We start from the raw sequence: 16193 nt of genomic DNA, 5'->3' as shown, positions 1-16193 counted from the left end.
AGGTTACAGCCCTTAAAGGCTTAAGCAACGCTACGGCCGTATGGAGAATAAGAGTAAGGTTACTTCCGCTTTCGCCCAGGCAGCCTGAACTCTATTCGCTCATAGCCAAAGACTTTTTCGCCTTCATCTAGGCGAGCTACTAGAACGTTGGGGGCAATCATCGCAACGTCCCCAGACATCTGGGCACTAAGGACCCGTGACCCAGGAGGGAAGTACCAGTAAGCAGTAATCGGGTACTCTGCCACCTCGTCCTCGTAAAGGTTCTCGTAGTAGTTCACGCCGTCCCGCGGAGACCCCTTAAAGAATATGAAGTACGTGACGAAAACCTCCTCAGGGCTGTCCTTGAACCCTATATCCACGGCCTTGACCGCCGGCTTAACCTTTCTCCCGTTTAGTATGACCTCTTCGGCATCAAGGTACATCTGCATAGCAGAGGCAAGCCTTTCTAGCTCTCTTTCAAGCTCCTCCTCGTTGTCCGCGATCCTCGCATACTCTCCTTCACTGTCAAAGTACTCGAAAACCACCGTCTGGTAGACCTCAAGGTTTCTCGTTACCACGAAGAAGCCTAAGGCGCTGAGAGGCTCAACCCTCGACATTCAGATGACTCATTTTCGCTTGACCTTTAACTTTTTCGGGCGCGAAAAGCAAATAACTCTACTTTCGGAAAACAGAATCGTTGATTGATGATTAAAACCGCCGTGGTTCTTGCTGGTGGCAAGGGGGTTCGCCTTAGGCCTCTGACCCTTACGACCCCGAAGCCCCTGCTGCCAGTGGGCAACAAGCCAATCCTGGACCATATTCTGGGGTTGCTTGTCTCCAAGGGTTTCGAGAAGATCATCGTTGCGGTCAACTACCTGGGCCATAAGATTCTCTCACACCTGTTTGAAAAGTACCTGGACTCGGGGATCGAGATCCTCGCTCCAAGAATATCCCCCGAGGACACAGCTGACGCTGTGAGAAAGCTTTCTCCGTTTATAGACGAAGACTTCATCGTCACAATGGGGGACGTCATCACCAACATGGATCTCCGCGTCTTCGCCGACTTTCACGAGAGAAAGAACGCTCTGGCAAGCATCGCTCTGATCGAGGTTTCCTCGGTCAGGGACTTCGGAGCCGTGATTTTGGACAGCAACGGAAGAGCTATACACTTCGTCGAGAAGCCCCTCCCCTACGAATGGTATACTGCTACAGTAGCTTACGCAACCAGCCGACGCAGGTTCATGCAACCGTACGCGAACTTAGCGAATAGCGGTTTTTACGCCTTCAAGCTCGAAATACTCGATATCCTTCGGGATAACCCCCACCTGATGGACTTCGGCCGCCACGTGTTCCCATGGCTGCTCGAAAACGGCTTAGAGGTTCTGGGTTGGAGTGCCGAGGGGGCCTACTGGATCGACGTGGGTCGACCGGATACGTATCTAACGGCAAACGCGGATCTGCTCGAGGGCTTAGCATACCCCCTCGCTCCATATGGCCGAAACGAGGGCGGTATCTGGCTGGGAGAGAACACAGTTATAAGCGAGAGCAGTGTAGTCAACCCTCCTGTGGCGATCGGAGACGGGGTTAGAGTGCAGGAGAATGCGGTTATAGGTCCATATGCAGTTATAGGTAACTCTGTCGATGTTGGTAAATATTCACGGGTGTATAAGAGCGTAGTAATGGACGCGTGCACCTTGGAGGATCAAACGATAATTATGAATAGCGTTTTGGCGAAAAACATTTTAGTCAGAAAAGGGGCTAGCGTCAAGGACTCGGTTGTCGGTGAAAGCAGTGTGATTGAGGAGGGGTTTGCCGTGGGACCTGGCAGCGTGTTGGCTCCAAAATCGCTATTTGCAGGTAAGGTGGGTGCGAAATGAGGAGGAGCCCTCTTCCCTACTACAATAACAAGATCTATGGCGTTGCGAACTCGCAGTTTACACCTGAGAATGCAGCTGAGCTCGGCGCGGTTTTAGGCACCCTAGTTGGTGAGGGAGCATTAGTCACCGCTGCTCGAGACTACTACCCTCCCTCAAGGATGCTTAAAAGAGCGTTCACCGCTGGCCTCATGTCCACCGGTGCCTCAGTCATAGACTTTCACTCAGCAACCCTACCAGAGGTCTCATTCGCGGTTAAGAGGTTTGGGGCCAAGGCTGGAGTACATTTCTCCGTGACGCCGTTCGGCGATAATGGTATCCAGCTCAGGGTCCTCGACGCAGCAGGAGTAGAGATCTCTTCCGAGAGACTCGAAGACATCCTCTCAATGCTCGAGTCACACCACGCTGTCAGAGCAATTCCCACGAGGATAGGCTGGGTGACCTATGCGGAGTACATACACGACGTGTACGTCTCCTCGGCAAGCGGCTTTGTGGACAGCTCACCGATCTCTGCGAAGGAGCCTCTAGTGCTCGTCGACATGAACTTCGGCCCAGCCAACGAGGTGCTTCCAAACCTGCTGAGCGCTATAGGAGCGAAGTTCATAGCTGTCAACTCTAGCAGGCCTCCACACAACGTTATCCCGCGGCAACTCCCATCCTTGAGGTCTCTGAGGACTCTCGGTGAGCTCTGCCGCGCTACCGGTGCCACATTCGCCGTCGCGCTATCAAGCGATGCATCCCACGCGTACTTCGTCGACGATAAAGGCAGGTTTATCGACCCAGACCGGTTTTTGGCGCTACTAGCTCTAATGCTACCGCAAGGCTCGAGATTAGCTATTACTGACTCAGCCTCACACATAGTCGACTCGATTGCCGAGAAAAACAAGCTCACGCTCATCAGGGTTAAGGGTATTGCGGGAGACATAGCGAGAGGAGTTAGGCGTCTCCGCGTGAACCTCGGCGCAACAGACTCCGGTGAAGTGGTATTCCCCCAGTTCTCCCTAGCACCCGACGGAGTTCTTCTCACTGCGAAGCTACTCGAGATGCTGTCCACCGAGGAGATCCGGCTGTCGACGGCAGTAGACGCGATCCCCGAGCCCCCGTACTACACGCTGGAGCTGGACGCTGAGGCATCGGTCGGCTTAAAGGTACTTGATGCTCTTTTCCTTGAGCAAACCGAGGTCGCGGTGGCCCCCGGGGCGATAAAGTACAGGGTGGGTGACACCTGGGTTAAAGTCTCCCTAGACGCGGACAAGTCGAAGATCTACGTGGGCGCGGAGACCGTTAGCAGGTCGTCAACGGAGATCGTGAAGAGGGAGTTCGATAGGATTCGGGAGCTCGCCGAGAGCTTGGGGTAGAAGTCTCGGAATGCTGTACCCCAACGAGCAACGGGCACGTGAGGTTGGAATCTCTCTCGGTGACCGCTATTTAGTTGAAACCTTTGTAAAAGTTGACCCGCAGTTTAACAGCGTTAAGTCTATTCTGGGGAAGATGGGGTTCCACGAGGGCGCCCTCTACGTGGTTGGTGTCTCCCTAGTCAGCTACATGCTCAGCTTGAGGGGGGAGGTGCACTGGTCTCTCGCCGCCGAGCTCTCTTCCAAACCATACCACCAATCCTTGAAGAGGTTTGTTCAGGAGAGCCCCTCCCTGGTGAGGCTGAGAGAACAGAGGCTGAGGCGTCTTGAGATCTACCTCACGCGCGTTGCTCCGGTTCTGAGGAGGGAGCTCGACGAGGATGTTGTAGATCTCACGAAGGTTTTAAAGGTGCTTGAAAGCCAGCTAAGCACTTCCCCTGGAAGCAAGACTGTAGCCTTCGCCACTAAGATGCTCATGTACGCACTGATAGCTGAGGGGAAGAAGTTCTCTGGGGGCGAGGGAGTTCCCATACCAGTGGACTACCGTGTGTCGCTGGTCACTTTAACTTCGGGAATGCTGGAGGGATGGGTGTGCGGCGATGACGTCAGGAAACTTGCCCATGATGTCCGTGCAAGGTGGAGAAGCACTGTAGTTAGGCTTTGGGAAGCTGCTTCGCGTGCTGCAGGAACACCGCCTATCTTACTAGACAGCGTTGTGTGGGTCTGCGGGCTATGCATTGATGAGAATGTCGAAAAACCCTCCGGAATAGGCGAATGCATAACCAGCAGTTTCAGGCTTGACCTGCCGCTTGTGGGAAAGCTCGAGGTTCTCTGGAGCAGCTTGATCAGATGCAGTCATGCAAGCCCATAGTCTTCCGGCTCAAGGTAGAAAGTGTTACGTCCCGTTTGCCAGTCCCGTATGACCACCTTCGCGGCCTCCTCGACAAGAGGCGTGCCACCCTTCCCTAGGAAACCCCTACGCCTGGCCAGCTTCTCTAAGAAAGTCAGCGGGTCACCCTCCCACTCTACTTCGTACAGTTCCTTGAGTAGGCCGGGATTCTTCTTCGCCACGAGCTCGAGAAAGCGTGTAGCGATCGGAACGGGGTCGTCAAGTGCTTCCGGTCGGAGAGCACTGATCAGGGCTAGCTCGCCGGGTTGCCTGGGTATAACCCCTGGAGTGTCAAGAACCCTAAGCCACTTTGCAGCTCTAACTCTAGTCACGTGCCTGGTGAAACCAGGTATAGGGGATGTGCCAACGCTGTGAGAGCCCTTCAAGTAGTTGATGATTGTCGACTTGCCAACGTTCGGTATTCCGACTACGGCTACGATGACAGGTCTCTTGTTTGTGGATTCCTTTAGGGCTCTCCAAAGGTAGCGTGTCCCGAGCCTCTTTGCCGCACTTATGAATATGGTCTTCCTCTCGCGGCGAAGGATTCTAGCCCACTTCTCGAGAACAGCCTTCGGGACAAGGTCGGCCTTGTTCACTACTATTACGAGTGGTTTCCCAAGCCTATCGGTGAGCCTTTCCACCTCTGAGCTCCTCGTACCCCAAGGATCCCTAGCATCCACAACCTCGACAACAACGTCGGCTCGCCTAATGACTCCCCTGACTTTCCGCCACTCACTCATAAAAGTAAGAAAAAGGGTGTAAGAAATTTAAATCATTTTTACTTTCTCGAGAGGTCTCACGTGGATGACGTCTTTGTTTACGAGTGCAGGCGGCATCTCACCCTTAAGCACGGAGATCAGGTTTCTAGCGGCAAGCTCCGCCATTCTCTGACGAGCCTCGATTGTTGCACTAGCTATGTGCGGGGCTAAGACAACGTTATCAAACTTCGTCAGCGGATGGTCAGGAGGCAGTGGCTCTTGCTCAAATACATCGAGCGCGGCACCTGCTATCCAGCCTTCTCTAAGGGCTTTGACCAACGCGTTTGTGTCGACCACCGGCCCTCTAGCGGTGTTGATTAAGTAGGCGGTCTTCTTCATCCTGCGCAACCTTTCCTCATTGATCAAGTGATATGTATCCTTGGTCAGAGGCACGTGTATAGAGACGATGTCCGAGACGCTGAGCAGCGTGTCCAAGTCCACGTACTCCATGTTCAAAACGCTTTCCACGTCCCACCGTCTCTCCACGTCGTAGTAGACGAGCTTCACGTCGAAGCTCGATAGCCTCTTCGCTGTAGCAACACCTATCCTGCCTAGCCCAACGAGACCCACGGTCTTCCCTTTGAGCTCAGGCCCTGTGAGGAAGTATGGGTTCCATGGCTTGTCCCACTGGCCTGAGCGGATCACCTTGTCAGCCTCCACTATACGCCTCGTAACTGCCAGGATAAGCCCCACGGTGAACTCCGCTACAGCATCTGTTAGGACTCCGGGGGTGTGAGTGACGTATATTCCCCTTTTAGTCGCCTCGGCTATGTCTATGTGGTCGAAGCCGACGCTGTAAGTACTTATCACTTTGAGGTTCGGCGCAGCGTCCATTACCTCGGCGTCGATCTTGTCTGTCAGAAGACATAGCAGGGCATCCTTGTCGCGAACCTTCTCGATGAGCTCCTGCCTTGAGGGAGGCCACTCCTTCGAGTTGTGAACTTCGACGTCGCAGCATTCTTTGAGCATCGAGAGTCCGGGCTCGGGTATTATCCGAGTCACGTAAACTTTAGGCTTTGCCATCAGTTAAATCAAAAAACGTAAATATATAAATTTTACCCCAAAAATACAGTTAGTACTTGAAGTCGCCTGGGTTCGGCCAAACCTGGGGGACCACGCCCGGCGGGTAGGTCTTATGTAGCCACTCGACGAACTCCACTATACGCTGGATCGCCGTTTCCACGACGACTTCTCCCTTCTCGCGGCTCGCCTTGCTCGGGTACCCCACGCTACCCTTCGGGTAGTGGTGTATCTCCATGTACGCGCTGATGTCGTACCACCCGAAGGGCCTGCCGTACACATTGCCGGCTTTGTCAGCCCACTTATCTGGGATAACACCGACCATCTTCTCGGCATCCGACTCTTTGAGCTTACTCGGATCTATCAGCTTGGGGGCAACATACCAGAGCACGCTGGCTTCGAGCTCGTCTGCGTGGATGAACGGTGTTTCCAGGATTACGCCTGGTTTTAACTCTGTCCCCTGCTTTAGGATATCCCTAACCCAGGCCCACCAGCTTGTTACGAGAATGAGCGCCTTAACTCCTTCCTCGATAATGGCCTTGTCCTTGACTATGGGGAGCACGTACTCCTGGCCGTGGCTGTTGAACAGAATGATCTTCTTGAAGCCTGCATTGCTCAGCCACTTGACCACGCTTGTAACGTAGTCGATGTACGCTTCCTTTTTAATCGGGATCGTCCCGGGCATCCCGTAGTGGTGGCTTGGGTGGCTACCATAGAAGATCGGTGGGGCGACAGTTACACCTGTCTCAAACGCCACCCTCTCCGCGATGTACGTCCCTATTAGGGTGTCTTCACCCGTTGCTTGTGCTAGTCCGTGCGACTCGACCGATCCGCAGGGCACGAACACTATGTCGTTCTTCTTCACCCTCTCTAGTAGTTCAGCCATCGTCATCTGATCGAGGTAAATTTTCTCACCAAACTTGTTGTACACGGGGCGCGCGAAACGAGACTCGTATTCGACCATTTCAACCACCATTATATGACCGTGTCATATTAAACCTTTATGGCTTTAACGTAATTTTTCCGTCTATCCTCTGGTGCGCCCGCTCGAAGGCCTTGTGAACCTCGTCGAGCTTGAACCTCGAAGTTATGATCTGCGTCATATCAATCCTGCCTGCGGCCATCAGTCGGATTACGTTTCCGAAGTTTCTGAAACCTGAGTGGCCCTGGCTTCCGAATAGCTGGCCTCTCCTGACCTGGAAAACCTCGATGTATATTGGAACCTCCTTAGGCGCCCTCCCGATCCACGTTATCTTCCCATCTATGGCTATGCTCCTCTGAATTTGCGGAAGGGTGTGCTGAGGAGAGCCTGCCGCCTCCACGTGGAAGTCGGCTCCCTGGCCGTCTGTAATTTCGAGTATTTTCTCCCAAGGCTGCACACCGTTCTTTTCCAAGTCAACTGGGTTAAACACGTAGTCGGCTCCCACTTTTTTGGCTAGTTCCCGCCTGACAGGACTGACCTCGAAGGAGATTATCTTGCCGGCACCCGCAGCCTTCGCGAGGGCAATGGCTGCGAGGCCTATTGGTCCAGCCCCCCAGACGACGACATAGCTCCCAGGCTTAAAGCCCCCAGCTCTAGTAAACATAGCGTGGTAGGCGACCGAGGTGGGCTCGACCAGGCTCCCGGCCTCGAAGGCCTTGTCTTCGCTGCCGTATCTCTCCAGTAGCGAGTTTATTTTCCACGCGTACTTGGCTTTCACGACCACGTAGTCGGCCATTGCGCCATCGTGGGTAAAGCCCAGTTCTCCGAACTCGAGGTCGGCAGGATCGTTCAGCCTAACACAATGGTTGAAGTCTATACCCCTGCAGGCGTCGCACTCCCCACACCAGAACATCTCCTCGCTTGTGACCATGTCACCCGGCTTCAAGTCCCTCACATTAGCGCCGACCTTCTCGACGACTCCGCTGAACTCATGACCTATCACGACGGGAAACTTCGTGAGGCCGGGGTAGATTATGTACCCTTCTTCATCTGTCTCGAGGAAGTGTATGTCGCTACCGCATATTCCGACAGCTTTCACCCTGATAAGTATCTCATCCGGCTTAGGCTCAGGAACCGGGTAGTCTGTTCTAAGGACGAGCTTCGGATTCTTCCACACTTTGTTGCCTTCCCGAACTTTGTGCGTGCGAAGCTCGTCAGGGGTGATCTTGTACCCAGGCCTTGGGGAAAAATCAGCGTAAACGAGCGCAGCTCTCATCGTTGTCATATCCTCTTTCACCGTGATCCCTCTGCAACTATCACTTCTTATAAGCAATCTGGGAAATGCATATAAATCGAGGCGTTGCCCATCAAAAAAGAGCGTTAATTCGACAAGAAGTTTAATAACGCGTCATCGTTAGAAGTTCTGCGGTACTTGTGTTCAAAATCTCGATCGCTTATACCCCCCAGAGGGCGAAGTTCGAGGCAGTTGCCACAGGGACGCCTGAGGCTGTTATACCCCTTTTGGCCGAGCTGGGCTACGATGGTGTCGAACTATCTTTACTGGACCCATCCGACCTCCCCGGCCTAGTCACCTTGGCCCGTGACCATGGCCTCGAAGTGCCTGCAGTTGGTACGGGGCTTAACTACCTTCACTTGGGTTTAGACCTCACAAGCCCGGATGAGAATGTAAGGAAGAGGGCCCGCGAGAGGCTCCTCGAGTTCGTAGAAAACGCCGGCAGATCCGAGGTCGCGGGGGTTATAGTTGGCCTAATTAGGGGGCGGGGTGACGGCTACAGCAAGACCAGCGAAGCCCTCAAGGTGCTGGAGGAGCAGCTGAGAGTGATTTGTAGAGGCGCCTTGGACTACGGGGTGAAGATTCTCTTGGAGCCACTTAACAGGTATGAGAGCCTGCTACTCAACACTGTCGCGGAAGCTCTAGAATTCATCTCACGGCTTGATTGCGAGAAAGCATACCTCCTCCTCGATACCTTCCACATGAACATTGAGGAGCCTGTGATCGAAGACTCGATACGGATGGCTGGAGGGAGGATAGGCCATTTTCACATAGCAGACAGCAACAGGTACGCTCCAGGAATGGGCCACCTGGATTTCTCCTCAATACTCAGCGCGCTGCACGATACGGGTTACAGGGGATTTATCTCGGCTGAGGTCATTGTCAAGCCTGATTTTGAGACCGTGGCTAAGCTGACCCTGAGCACACTCAAAATAGCAATGTCAGGGTTAACTCGCGAAGGATAACGATATTTAAGTATTTGTGAGTGTAGGGAATGCTTGCGGAGATATGTCCAAGGAAGGAGTGAAGCTTTATTTTCTCGGGACAGCTGGTAGCACTTTCACGGGAGATAACTTCCCCCCTTGCATCTTCATTGAAGGTTATCTCCTTGACTGCCCCGCTCAGTGCCCTCAAGCGCTTGTAAAATACAACCTTTTAGACCCCCTTCACACAGTTCTGCTGACGCACCTACACATGGACCACTCGCTCGGCTTATACGACTTGGCGTGGCACTTAGGCACGGTACTTTCACAGAAGAGGCTGAGGCTCTACCTCCCAGCAGGGGGGAAAGGGAATATCGTGAAAGCTTTCGAGATACTAGGTGGTAATCTAGCTGAGAAGCTGCTGGAGTTCTTCGAGGTTGAAGAGGTCAATCAGGGTCAAGTAAGTAGCAACCTCAGCGTTGTTAGAGCCCGGCACTCCGTGCCTGCTGTGGGCTACAGGCTGACCCTCGGCAGGGTGTCTGTCTGTTATACTGGAGACACTGCTCCATCAGAAGAGATCACTGAGGCCTTTAAAGGCTGCGACGTCCTCATACACGACTCCACTTACCCTCCCGGCAGGGAGGAGCAGGCTGTCCTGGACGGCCACTCCACACCGCTTCAGGCCGCTGAGGTCGCTGAGCGCGTTGGCGCGAGGGTTCTCGTGCTGATTCACCTTCCTTACGCTCGCTTCGGGAGAGGTGTGAGAGAAATCTACCTTAAGGTCGCGAAGGAGATATTCCCAAACGTGATAGCCCCTGAGCCCGGCGAAGTGCTTGAGTTAAGGTGATGCAAAGTGGAAGTTGAGATACGCGCTGTGAGGCCTGAAGACCTCTTCTACATCATTGAGATGGAGGAGAGGATCTTCGGCGCGGACGCTTTCAGCTTTAACTACCTTTTCTACCTCTACGAAAATTGCAGGGAGTTCTTCCTCATAGCCGACTACAAAGGCGTGCTTGTGGGGTACGTCGTCTCGTGCAGGGAGTCGGAGGAGCTCCACGTTCACAGCATAGCTGTCGCCGAGTGGTTTAGAGGTAAGGGCGTTGGAAGAAGGCTTATGGAGGAGACACTGAGGCTTGCAAGGCTACGTGGCTTGAAAAGGGTGAGGCTGGAGGTGAAGACCGAGAACACAGTAGCTATATCCCTTTACGAGAAGCTGGGCTTCGAGCGAAAAGCGTACTTGAAGAGCTACTACGCGGATGGAAGTGACGCTTACGTCTATGTATTAAATCTTCAGTAGCTCTTAGCCACGTAGACCACCTGCCTGGCTGGCCTCCCGCACCACGCACACTTTCCGTAGTCGCCTTCCTGGAAATCGATCTCCGTACCCCTAACTTTTCCGCCGTCCGTGCTCTCCTTCAAATCCATAGCGCACTCCTCTCTCCCGCAGAAAGGCATTTTGACGATGTAGCCGGACCGCAGTGCGGTTGCAACCTCTTCGCGTGTTTTAGCCTCTTTGATTCGTGAGCGGAAGAACTCATCGGCCCTTCTCTTTAGGTTTTCAAGTATCTCAACTTCAAGTCTCTGTACTGTCGGTATAAGGTCGTCCTCGGGAACGCGGAGGCGCTCCCCAGTGTCTCTCCTGAACAGCGTGAGCGTCCTGCTCTCGACCTCTCTACGCCCGATCTCTATCCTCACAGGCACGCCCTTAAGCTCCCAGTCATTGAACTTCCACCCAGGGGTGTACTCTTCGCGGTCGTCAACGCGGACGCGGTAGCCTTTCCCCGATAGCCTTTCCGCGGCCTCCCGAGCCTTGGCAAGAACGAGCTCTCTATCATTCTCCCGGTAGTAGATGGGTATGATGACTACCTGGATCGGAGCTACGGAGAAGGGAAGCACAAGCCCCTTGTCGTCGCCGTGCACGGCTATTAAAGCCGCCGCGATTCGCCACACCCCGGGGCCGTAGCAGGTCTGCCAGACGTACTTTCTCTGACCGTTCTTGTCGAGAAAAGTGACGTTGAAGGCTTTCGCGAATCTCTGCCCGAGGTCATGCGTGGAAGAGATCTGGAGCACTCTCCCGTCGGGAAGCAGCGTGTCTGCGGCGTACGTGTCTTCAGCCCCCGCGAACTTGTCCCATGGTGGTCGCCTCAGGAAAAGGAAGGGTATTCCCAGCTTCTCCCAGATGACCTTCCGCGAGTTCTCCATGTCTTCGCGAACCTGCCTCAGGGCTTCCTCGTGCGTGGCAAAGGCGTCGTGTGCCTCTATCCAAAGGAACTCCCTGCCGCGGATAAGTGGACGCGTGTTGCTCTCGTTCCTGTAAACGCTGACGCTTTGGTAAAGCTTGAGCGGAAGGTCCCTGTAGCTTTCGATCCAGTAGGAGTACATGTAGTAGAACGCTGTCTCGGAGGTGGGCCTCAGAGCCAGCCTTCTTTCAAGTTTCTCATCGCCCGCCTCTGTTACCCAGAACACCTCTGGCTTGAAGCCCTCCACATGCTCCTTCTCCTTCTCAAAGTTCTCCTCGGGTATGACTAGCGGGAAAAGGACCGGCTCGTGGCCCGTCTTCTCCAGCTCTTCCTCGAAGAACCTGTAGATAGCCTTGATTATTCGCATGAGCCAGGGCCTGTGAACAATGAAGCCCTGTACGTTGTACCTGAGATCCACTAAGCCCGCTTTCACCAGCACCTGCGAGTACCACTCAGAGAAGTCTTCGCTTTTCTTCACTGTGATACCTAGTGTTGACATGCCAGCACATCACGGTATTAAAGGGAAAAATACTTTTCGCGCTTAGAGCCCCGGCCGGGGTTTGAACCCGGGACCCCCGCCTCTCTGCACCTAAGGGCTAGGTTTACCAGAGCGGTGCTCTACCTAGCTGAGCTACCGGGGCTCAGATCTCTCCTCTTATGGCCGTACCTACTTATCTCCTCTACGCGCCGCGCGAAAGCCGTTTGAGGCTCCGCGGAGGCGGAAACCGCGCCTCCCGGCTCTACTTGTCTAATGGTGGTTTATCAACTTTTCGCTTCAACGATCACTCCTCTTTCAGAGACCCCGCTCACGAGCACTCTCGGGCTGGCTCTCTCCAGCTCCTGAACAACTGTCGTTTCCTCACCTTTCTTGCAAAGTGCCACAATAAAGCCTCCCCCGCCCGCTCCGGTCAGCTTCGCTCCGAGAGCTCCAGCCCTTCGGGCGCTGTATACTAGGTTCTCTAACTCAAGGGTCGATACCCCTATTGCTGAGAGCAGCCCGTGGTTTACGTTCATTAGGGAGCCTACTGCCTCCCAGTCTCCCCGCTCCATAAGCTTGGCTGCCTCCACCGCGAGTCTTCCAGCAGCGTAGTAGAGTGGTTCGAACACGCTTGGGAAAGCTGCCTTGAGGGTTAGCACTCGTTTCACAAGCTCTCCCGTGTTCCTGGGCTTGCCGGTATCGGCTAACACAAGAACAAGGTCGCTGAAATCCACGTTTAGCTTTACGAAGCCTTCGCTCTTCCTGTAGGCTATCGCACCGCCGAAGGTGGCGATCGTGTTGTCTATACCGCTGGGCTTCCCGTGAACAATTTTCTCGGATTCGAGAGCCAGCTTGGAGACCTCATCGAGGGATAGCTCGAGGCCCAGAGCGCCCGCAGTGGCGGCAACCGTGGCTACCGCAACGGCCGCCGACGAACCCATCCCTGCGCCTGGAGGTATTTCTGAGTCGACTTCAATGTTTACGCCTCGAGTTTCCCCGGCCTTATTCATGGCTAGATAGGCGGCGTAGGCAACAGGATACAGCGGGTCTTTTTCTTCAGCAGGAGGGATAGAGTATTTCCCTGTGGCTTTCAAGTTCCTGCTTGACACCCTTATCACGCTGTCTCCGGTAAGCTCGGCTCTCACACGGGCCCTCAGCGAGATAGCTACAGCCACTGCGGGCTGGTCCTCCACCACGAAATGCTCGCCGAAAAGGATGACCTTCCCGGGCGCAGAAGCCAGAGCTCTCACGGGAAGCTATTAGCGAAGACAGCTAATAAAAACATCGCCACGGCTCCCCTCCCCCTAGCAGCGAGGCCTAGTTTACTCCTTCACTCTTATCTACACTACGTTGAGGCCCGTTAGGCGAGGTGGAGCTGTTCGAGGCGCCTTTTCAGCCTCTCAATGGACTCGTTGACCTTCTCCTTGGGATACTCGTATGCGGGTAGCTTTCCCTCGAAATACTCTGAGTAGGCCGCTAAGTCCAGCAGGCCATGGCCGCTCAGGTTAAACAGTATGACTCTCTCCTCGTTCTTCCTGCGAGCTTCTAGCGCTAGGTCTATGGCAGCTCTTATGGCGTGAGCGCTCTCAGGTGCGGGGACTATGCCTTCGGTCCGCGCAAACATCACAGCAGCGTCGAACACGGATACTTGGTCGTAGGCCGTGCTTTCGAAAAGCCCGTGTTTCTTGAGGAGGCTGAGGGTAGGAGCAGCGCCGTGGTACCTTAGTCCTCCGGCGTGGATTGGAGGAGGCACGTAGTCGTGGCCCAGCGTGTACATTTTCAGGAGGGGGGTTAGCCCCGCGGTGTCCCCGAAGTCGTACATGTACTCTCCCTTTGTGAGAGACGGCGCCGCTGTAGGCTCGACTGCTATGAACCTGACGTCCTTCGGGGCTTTCTTGTCGCGCACAAGCATGTAGAAGGGGTAAGCTAAGCCCGCGAAGTTGCTCCCCCCTCCCACGCACCCTACGACGAAGTCGGGGAAGTCGTCGGCCTGTTTCATCTGCTCGATGGCTTCGAGCCCGATCACAGTCTGGTGCATGAGGACATGGTTCAATACGCTTCCGAGACTGTACTTGGTGTTTTCGTGCGTCAAGGCATCCTCTATGGCCTCGCTTATCGCTATCCCCAGCGAGCCAGGATGGGAAGGCTCTCTTTCAAGTATCTCTCTGCCAAACCTAGTCCTGTTGCTGGGACTCGGCACAACCTCAGCCCCCCAGGTCCGCATCAGAACCGCGCGGTAAGGCTTCTGCTCGTAGCTCGCCCTGACCATGTACACCGTCAGCTTGAGGCCGAAGAGGTTTGTACCGAAGGCGAGCGCGCTCCCCCACTGCCCAGCACCCGTTTCCGTGGTGAGCCTCTCGACACCTTCCCTTGCATTGTAGAAAGCCTGCGCCACTGCCGTGTTAGGCTTGTGGCTCCCCGGAGGACTCACACCTTCGTATTTGAAGTAGATCCTTGCGGGCGTTTTGAGAGCCTTCTCGAGGCGCGTAGCCCTCACTAAAGGAGTGGGCCTCCAGATCAGGTAAACTTCGCGAACCTCCTCCGGTATCGGCACGAACCTCTCCGTTGAAACCTCCTGCCTCACGATCTCTTTCGGGAAAATAGCTTCAAGCTCCTCCGGCTTAACGGGTTCACCCGTTGCCGGGCTGCGGGGCGGAGGAAGAGGCTCAGGAAGATCGGGCAGGATGTTGTACCACGCGCGCGGCAACAGGTTTTCATCAATAGTGTACTTTTTTGTCATTTTTTGTTCACAGATTCACATGTTTATACTTCTTAGTATAAAAATGTTTCGCTTCAGGAGAGAGGTAACTAATAAAGGTAAGTTAGCGGGATTCCTAGATGTGGGTAGCAGTCTGCTCAGTAGATTCGAGGAAGCCGTGAAGGGCCACGAGAAGAAGCTAGAGGTGCTTAAGGTTCTGCTCAAGTACGGGTTAAGCGTGCGCGACGGCATGATCTACGTAGGAGAAAAGATAAAAGTCCCGTACAAATCCGTAGCCCAGGAGGCTGGAGTAGACAGGAGGACTGTCCTTGAGACTGTGCGGCTTATACTCAGCGATGAGTTCCTCAGAGAGTTTTACTCCGGGCTCAGACCAGCTGGTCCATCGCTGGTCAACGTCGCCAAGCTGCTTGGCTACAGGTGTCTGATCATTGAAACGCACGAGGACAGGCCCGGCATACTCGCTTGGGTTGCCTCAGCCTTAGCGGAGAAGGGGATTAACATTTTGCAGGTGGTGGCTGAGGATCCTACCCTCTACGAGGAGCCGAAACTCTACGTGATTGTATCCTCAGGTGTACCCGGCGAAGTAATCGATAAGATACTCCAACACCCGGCTATAAAGCGCGTTTCGATAAGCTAGCCTCAAGCTCACCGATGATCCTGTCTAGGACTTTGTCGGCTAACCCTGCTGGCAAGCGGATAGACGCGGCATGCGGGTGGCCCCCGCCAGACCCACCCCACTCTCTAGCCACTTTCGCGAACACCCCAAGGAGGTCTACGCCCACCTCCTCAGGAGCCCTCCCAGTGATCACGACGGAGTCTGAGCCGATCCTGAACATCAGCAGCACGGTCTTGCCCTCCACCTTTGCCTGATGCGAGGCTATTCTGCCCGCGAAACCGTATACGCGTGTCTCGCGCAGGTCTATCACGCGCAGTAGGGGCGAGTCGTACACTACTCGATTCGTTGCCTCCTCGTAGAGCCTCCGGGCTTTTTCTTCCGCGGCCTCAAACCTCTCCACGGCCTCCTCTGGTACAAGAACGCGCTTTTTTACCCAGTACCCTATCAAGAGGCGCTTGAAATCCTCGTCTTGAGGCTCGAGGGCTAAAGAGCCTGACAGCACTTCTACTGCGGAGGCGAGTTCCGCGTCATCAGGAGCTGCCGGAGCATCAGAGATCTCCGCCAGTCGCACCAGCTTCTCGTAGAAAACAGGATCCTCTGTCTCGTTGACTATTTCCCTGAGGAGCGTGGCCGTAGCGGGTGCCTGCTCGGCCGTAACCTTTACCCCTATTGCTTCAAGATCGGCTCTCTTGGATATCGTCGAGGGATGGTGGTCAACCCACACGACTTCAAGCCGCTTTGAGAGCTCTGACAGCACCTGCGATACCGTGATCCAGTGTTCAACGTCTACGGCTATATCAAGGATGTATAGTTTCTGCAGGGCCTGAAGGTCAACTCGGCCCAGCGTAAGGTGCAGGGAGAAGGGCTGAGAGAAGTAGACCCTGTACTTAAGATGTGGGTTAATGTGCATGAGGTGGGCTACCACAATAGCGGCAGATGCTAGGCCATCGAGGTCCCCATGCGTAATTATAGCCGTGAAAGCCTTAGAGCTAAGCATTGCACCATCGACTCTTGGCATCCGCGTTGTTTTAAGCATTACCTACTGGCCCACTCACCCGCTTGGGACGGTTGCTTGGCTTCATGAATATACAGATAAACTGGAGACGCCGTTGGCAAGTAGGTGGGA

16 protein-coding genes and 1 tRNA gene are annotated in these 16193 nt (G+C 54.5%); 7 read left to right on the top strand and 10 right to left on the bottom strand.

Annotation, left to right across the window (positions count from 1 at the left end):
• Positions 1 to 59: 59 nt before the first annotated feature.
• Positions 60 to 596, bottom strand: coding sequence for a hypothetical protein (locus tag MOV14_RS07310; RefSeq protein ID WP_318536671.1), 537 nt, complete (start codon positions 594 to 596; stop codon positions 60 to 62).
• 87 nt (positions 597 to 683) lie between these two features.
• Here MOV14_RS07310 and MOV14_RS07305 point away from each other — a divergent pair, with 87 nt between their 5' ends.
• Genes MOV14_RS07305 through MOV14_RS07295 form a run of 3 tightly spaced genes read left to right on the top strand, consistent with a single transcriptional unit; the run spans position 684 to position 4079 of the window.
• Positions 684 to 1856 (top strand): nucleotidyltransferase family protein, encoded by a 1173-nt coding sequence (locus MOV14_RS07305; protein WP_318536670.1) that lies wholly within the window; start codon positions 684 to 686, stop codon positions 1854 to 1856.
• Complete coding sequence (locus tag MOV14_RS07300; RefSeq protein ID WP_318536669.1) at positions 1853 to 3211, top strand: hypothetical protein; 1359 nt, start codon at positions 1853 to 1855, stop codon at positions 3209 to 3211. Before MOV14_RS07305 ends, MOV14_RS07300 begins: the two co-directional genes overlap by 4 nt.
• A gap of 10 nt (positions 3212 to 3221) precedes the next feature.
• Positions 3222 to 4079 (top strand): N-glycosylase/DNA lyase, encoded by an 858-nt coding sequence (locus MOV14_RS07295; protein ID WP_326403633.1) that lies wholly within the window; start codon positions 3222 to 3224, stop codon positions 4077 to 4079.
• Here the strand turns inward: MOV14_RS07295 and MOV14_RS07290 are convergent.
• The 4 genes from MOV14_RS07290 to iolM are packed head-to-tail and all read right to left on the bottom strand — an operon-like array spanning position 4064 to position 8094.
• A complete protein-coding gene (locus MOV14_RS07290; protein WP_318536667.1) occupies positions 4064 to 4837 on the bottom strand; it encodes a GTPase in 774 nt (257 codons plus the stop codon). The two genes, MOV14_RS07295 and MOV14_RS07290, sit on opposite strands and share 16 nt — an antisense overlap.
• Positions 4838 to 4864: 27 nt before the next feature.
• Positions 4865 to 5878, bottom strand: coding sequence for a glyoxylate reductase (gene gyaR / locus MOV14_RS07285; RefSeq protein ID WP_318536666.1), 1014 nt, complete (start codon positions 5876 to 5878; stop codon positions 4865 to 4867).
• A gap of 49 nt (positions 5879 to 5927) precedes the next feature.
• Positions 5928 to 6839: a 3-dehydro-scyllo-inosose hydrolase gene (iolN, locus tag MOV14_RS07280; protein WP_318536665.1), complete on the bottom strand. Its 912-nt coding sequence runs from the start codon at positions 6837 to 6839 to the stop codon at positions 5928 to 5930.
• A gap of 37 nt (positions 6840 to 6876) precedes the next feature.
• Positions 6877 to 8094 carry a scyllo-inosose 3-dehydrogenase gene (gene iolM / locus MOV14_RS07275; RefSeq protein ID WP_318536664.1) on the bottom strand — a complete coding sequence of 406 codons (1218 nt, stop codon included), beginning with the start codon at positions 8092 to 8094 and terminating at the stop codon, positions 6877 to 6879.
• A gap of 137 nt (positions 8095 to 8231) precedes the next feature.
• Here iolM and MOV14_RS07270 point away from each other — a divergent pair, with 137 nt between their 5' ends.
• The 3 genes from MOV14_RS07270 to rimI are packed head-to-tail and all read left to right on the top strand — an operon-like array spanning position 8232 to position 10311.
• Positions 8232 to 9056: a sugar phosphate isomerase/epimerase family protein gene (locus MOV14_RS07270; protein WP_318536663.1), complete on the top strand. Its 825-nt coding sequence runs from the start codon at positions 8232 to 8234 to the stop codon at positions 9054 to 9056.
• Between the two features lie 43 nt (positions 9057 to 9099).
• Entirely contained in the window at positions 9100 to 9861 is a 762-nt protein-coding gene (locus MOV14_RS07265; protein WP_318536662.1) for an MBL fold metallo-hydrolase, read from the top strand.
• A 6-nt stretch (positions 9862 to 9867) separates the two neighbouring features.
• A complete protein-coding gene (rimI, locus tag MOV14_RS07260; RefSeq protein WP_318536661.1) occupies positions 9868 to 10311 on the top strand; it encodes a ribosomal protein S18-alanine N-acetyltransferase in 444 nt (147 codons plus the stop codon).
• On the opposite strand, the gene proS is transcribed toward rimI, so the two are convergent.
• The 4 genes from proS to MOV14_RS07240 form a co-directional block, all read right to left on the bottom strand.
• Positions 10305 to 11753, bottom strand: coding sequence for a proline--tRNA ligase (gene proS, locus MOV14_RS07255; RefSeq protein WP_318536660.1), 1449 nt, complete (start codon positions 11751 to 11753; stop codon positions 10305 to 10307). The two genes, rimI and proS, sit on opposite strands and share 7 nt — an antisense overlap.
• Positions 11754 to 11799: 46 nt before the next feature.
• Positions 11800 to 11895: transfer RNA gene (locus tag MOV14_RS07250), tRNA-Thr, on the bottom strand.
• Positions 11896 to 12016: 121 nt separating this feature from the next.
• Positions 12017 to 12982: a mevalonate kinase gene (mvk, locus tag MOV14_RS07245; RefSeq protein ID WP_318536659.1), complete on the bottom strand. Its 966-nt coding sequence runs from the start codon at positions 12980 to 12982 to the stop codon at positions 12017 to 12019.
• A 110-nt stretch (positions 12983 to 13092) separates the two neighbouring features.
• Positions 13093 to 14472 carry a TrpB-like pyridoxal phosphate-dependent enzyme gene (locus MOV14_RS07240; RefSeq protein WP_318536658.1) on the bottom strand — a complete coding sequence of 460 codons (1380 nt, stop codon included), beginning with the start codon at positions 14470 to 14472 and terminating at the stop codon, positions 13093 to 13095.
• Positions 14473 to 14572: 100 nt separating this feature from the next.
• Here MOV14_RS07240 and MOV14_RS07235 point away from each other — a divergent pair, with 100 nt between their 5' ends.
• Positions 14573 to 15088 (top strand): hypothetical protein, encoded by a 516-nt coding sequence (locus MOV14_RS07235; RefSeq protein WP_318536657.1) that lies wholly within the window; start codon positions 14573 to 14575, stop codon positions 15086 to 15088.
• On the opposite strand, the gene MOV14_RS07230 is transcribed toward MOV14_RS07235, so the two are convergent.
• Positions 15063 to 16064: a DHHA1 domain-containing protein gene (locus MOV14_RS07230; protein WP_318536656.1), complete on the bottom strand. Its 1002-nt coding sequence runs from the start codon at positions 16062 to 16064 to the stop codon at positions 15063 to 15065. The two genes, MOV14_RS07235 and MOV14_RS07230, sit on opposite strands and share 26 nt — an antisense overlap.
• Positions 16065 to 16193: the final 129 nt, after the last annotated feature.

The sequence above is a fragment of the Infirmifilum sp. NZ genome, from assembly GCF_022693705.1.
In the GTDB taxonomy this organism is placed as follows: domain Archaea; phylum Thermoproteota; class Thermoprotei; order Thermofilales; family Thermofilaceae; genus Thermofilum.
Note: the sequence above shows the minus strand (reverse complement) of the source record. Positions and strands in the feature narration are given on the sequence as shown.